Origin of the sequence: Pseudomonas sp. PS01297, assembly GCF_029959305.1 — a bacterium.
GTDB classification, from domain to species: Bacteria; Pseudomonadota; Gammaproteobacteria; order Pseudomonadales; family Pseudomonadaceae; genus Aquipseudomonas; species Aquipseudomonas helleri.
On the sequence record NZ_JASCPQ010000195.1, the window covers coordinates 1 to 2946 of the forward strand.

General features: G+C 61.1%; 3 protein-coding genes. 2 read left to right on the forward strand and 1 reads right to left on the reverse strand.

The window, feature by feature from the left end:
* Positions 1 to 69: 69 nt before the first annotated feature.
* A complete protein-coding gene (locus QMX84_RS26175) occupies positions 70 to 1437 on the reverse strand; it encodes a formimidoylglutamate deiminase (RefSeq protein ID WP_282365140.1) in 1368 nt (455 codons plus the stop codon).
* A gap of 145 nt (positions 1438 to 1582) precedes the next feature.
* Between QMX84_RS26175 and hutC the strand changes: the two genes are divergently transcribed.
* On the forward strand, positions 1583 to 2293 hold the full coding sequence (hutC, locus tag QMX84_RS26180) for a histidine utilization repressor (protein WP_153328128.1): 711 nt from the start codon (positions 1583 to 1585) through the stop codon (positions 2291 to 2293).
* Positions 2290 to 2862: a HutD family protein gene (locus QMX84_RS26185; protein ID WP_282365141.1), complete on the forward strand. Its 573-nt coding sequence runs from the start codon at positions 2290 to 2292 to the stop codon at positions 2860 to 2862. The genes hutC and QMX84_RS26185 overlap by 4 nt, the downstream gene beginning before the upstream one ends.
* The last annotated feature ends 84 nt before the right edge of the window (positions 2863 to 2946 follow it).

A 2946-nucleotide genomic window follows, 5' to 3' on the forward strand; every position in this document is an offset into this window, starting at 1 on the left:
CGATAGCATCGACGCGGTGTACCTGATACACCGAGTCGTCTGAATCGCGAGCAAGCCCGCTCCCACACTTTATTCCCCCAGAAGTTCTTTCAACACGCGAGTGAAGTCCCGGCTGCTCACGTCTTCATCTGCATGGCGCCTGTCACGCACCACCCATTGGCCGTTGACTACCACGTCACGGACCTGACGATCGCCGCCGGCAAACAACCAGCGGTTGAGAATCCCGTCTTCCTGCGCCGTCGCCAGATACGGGTCGTTGCCGTCGAGTACCAGCCAGTCAGCCCGCTGGCCCACGGCCAATCCGGCTACCGGCTGGCCCATCGCTTGTGCACCGCCCGCCACGGCGGCGTCGTACAGTGTGCGCCCGACCATTGGCTGGTCGCTGCGGTACAGGCGGTTGCGCCGTTGGTCGCGTAAACGCTGGCCGTATTCCAGCCAGCGCAACTCTTCAACCACGCTCAGCGACACATGGCTGTCAGAGCCAATGCCCATGCGGCCGTTTTGTGCGAGGTAGTCCACTGCCGGGAAAATACCGTCGCCCAGGTTGGCTTCTGTGGTCAGGCACAGCCCGGCCACGGCCTGGCTGTGAGCCATAAGGCGCACTTCGTCGGGGGTCGCGTGGGTGGCATGCACCAGGCACCAGCGCGCGTCGACTTCAACGTTGTCATACAGCCATTGGATCGGGCGTTTGCCGCTCCAGCTCAAGCAGTCATCGACTTCCTTTTGCTGCTCGGCGATGTGGATATGCACCGGGCACGCCGTGTCGCTGGCGCGCAGCACGTCGTGTAGTTGTTCGGGGGTTACCGCCCGCAGCGAGTGGAAACACAGGCCCAGTTGTTGCGCCGGTTGTTGCGCCAGCAGGGGTTTTAACTGCTGCTGCAAGGTCAGGTATTGCTCGGTGCTGTTGATAAAACGGTGCTGGCCATCGTTAGGCGCCTGGCCGCCAAAACCGGAATGGCTGTACAGAACCGGCAGCAACGTCAGGCCTATGCCGGTGGAGCGCGCCGCTTCACTGATGCGCAGCGCCAGCTCGGCCGGGTTGGCGTAAGGCTGGCCCGACAGGTCGTGGTGCACGTAATGGAATTCCGCCACCGAGGTGTACCCGGCCTTGAGCATTTCGATGTACAACTGGCGGGCGATGACGCCCAATTGCTCGGGGCTGATTTTGCCTACCAGCCGGTACATCAGGTCGCGCCAGGTCCAGAAGCTGTCGTTGGGGTTGCCCGCCACTTCGGCCAAACCGGCCATGGCCCGCTGAAACGCATGGGAGTGCAGATTCGGCATGCCCGGTAACACCGGGCCGTTCAAGCGTTGTGCGCCTTGGGCGTCGGCATTGGCTTGAATACGGGTCAGAAAGCCGTCGGCCCCGACCTCGATGCGGACATGAGTAGCCCAGCCTGTGGGTAACAGCGCACGTTCGGCGAAGAAGACGGACATCGATTGAGCACCCCATCGTGGAAATTTGTATATACATATACAGACGTTTGCCTGCCCGGTAAACTCCGGCAAGCTACGCCCCTTAACTCATGAACAAGGATTGCCTGTGTCGACTCCGCCTGTCGTGCCCCCGCTGGCCGCCCACATGGGCGACAGTCCAGCCCCGCTTTACGCTCGCGTAAAACAGATGATCACTCAGCAAATCGAGAGCGGTAACTGGCCGCCGCATTACCGCGTGCCGTCTGAAAGCGAGCTGGTCAGCCAACTGGGCTTCAGCCGCATGACCATTAATCGGGCGCTGCGCGAAATGACCGCAGACGGCCTGCTGGTGCGCATGCAGGGTGTTGGCACCTTCGTGGCCGAGCCAAAAACGCAATCCGCGCTGTTTGAAGTCAACAACATTGCCGACGAAATCGCCGCCCGTGGCCATAAGCACACCTGCAAAGTGATCAGCCTGGCCGAAGAACTGGCCGGCTCCGAGCGCGCCGCCGTCCTCGACATGCGTGAAGGGCAGAAAGTGTTTCATTCGTTGATCGTGCATTACGAAAACGGTATCCCCGTGCAAATTGAGGACCGTTTCGTCAACGCGCTCGTCGCCCCGGACTACCTCAAGCAAGATTTCACTCGGCAAACGCCTTACGCCTATCTGTCGCAGGTCGCACCGCTGACCGAAGGTGAGCACGTGGTCGAAGCGATTTTGGCTGACCCCAAAGAGTGCAAGCTGCTGCAAATTGAAGCCAGCGAGCCGTGCCTGCTGATTCGCCGCCGCACGTGGTCGGGCCGCCAGCCAGTGACTGCTGCTCGTCTGATCCACCCCGGTTCCCGTCATCGCCTGGAAGGACGTTTCAGCAAATGAGTGAACTCAGCGTTTTACGCGCCGCCGATTACCCGCGTATGCCGTGGAAAAACGGCGGCGGCAGCACAGAAGAAATCACCCGCGATGCCGGTGAAGGCCTTGAGGGCTTCGGCTGGCGCTTGTCGATTGCCGACATTGGCGAGTCGGGCGGCTTTTCGCGTTTCGACGGCTACCAGCGAGTCATTACCGTGCTGCAAGGCGCGGGCATGCACCTGCAGGTGGACGGCGAGCAGAGCCGGGCGTTGTTACCGTTCGATGCCTTTGCTTTTAAAGGTGACAGCGAGGTCAGTTGCCGCTTGATCGACGGGCCGATCCGCGACCTCAACCTGATCTACGCCCCGCAGCGTTACAACGCCCGCCTGCAATGGCTGCAAGGCGGTAGCCGCTTGTTCACCCCGGCGCAGACCGTGCTGGTATTCGCTGCTGATGACCACGGTGACGTACGCGTGGGTAACACGCGGCACGAACAACTGGGCCGCTACGATTGCCTGCAACTGAACGGTAATCGCGAGCTGCTTGAGATCGCCATCACCGGCCGTAGCTGCGTGATTGAGTTGAATAGGGTCTGAAAATGTGGGAGCGGGCTTGCTCGCGATAGCATCACTGCGATGTGCCTGATACACGGCGTAGTTTGCATCGCGAGCTAGCCCGCG

Bases quoted from the DNA above. Each gene is read 5' to 3' on its own strand.
- hutC (WP_153328128.1), top strand. From the start codon at position 1,583: ATGGGCGACAGTCCAGCCCCGCTTTACGCTCGCGTAAAACAGATGATC.
- QMX84_RS26185 (WP_282365141.1), top strand. From the start codon at position 2,290: ATGAGTGAACTCAGCGTTTTACGCGCCGCCGATTACCCGCGTATGCCG.
- QMX84_RS26175 (WP_282365140.1), bottom strand. From the start codon at position 1,437: ATGTCCGTCTTCTTCGCCGAACGTGCGCTGTTACCCACAGGCTGGGCT.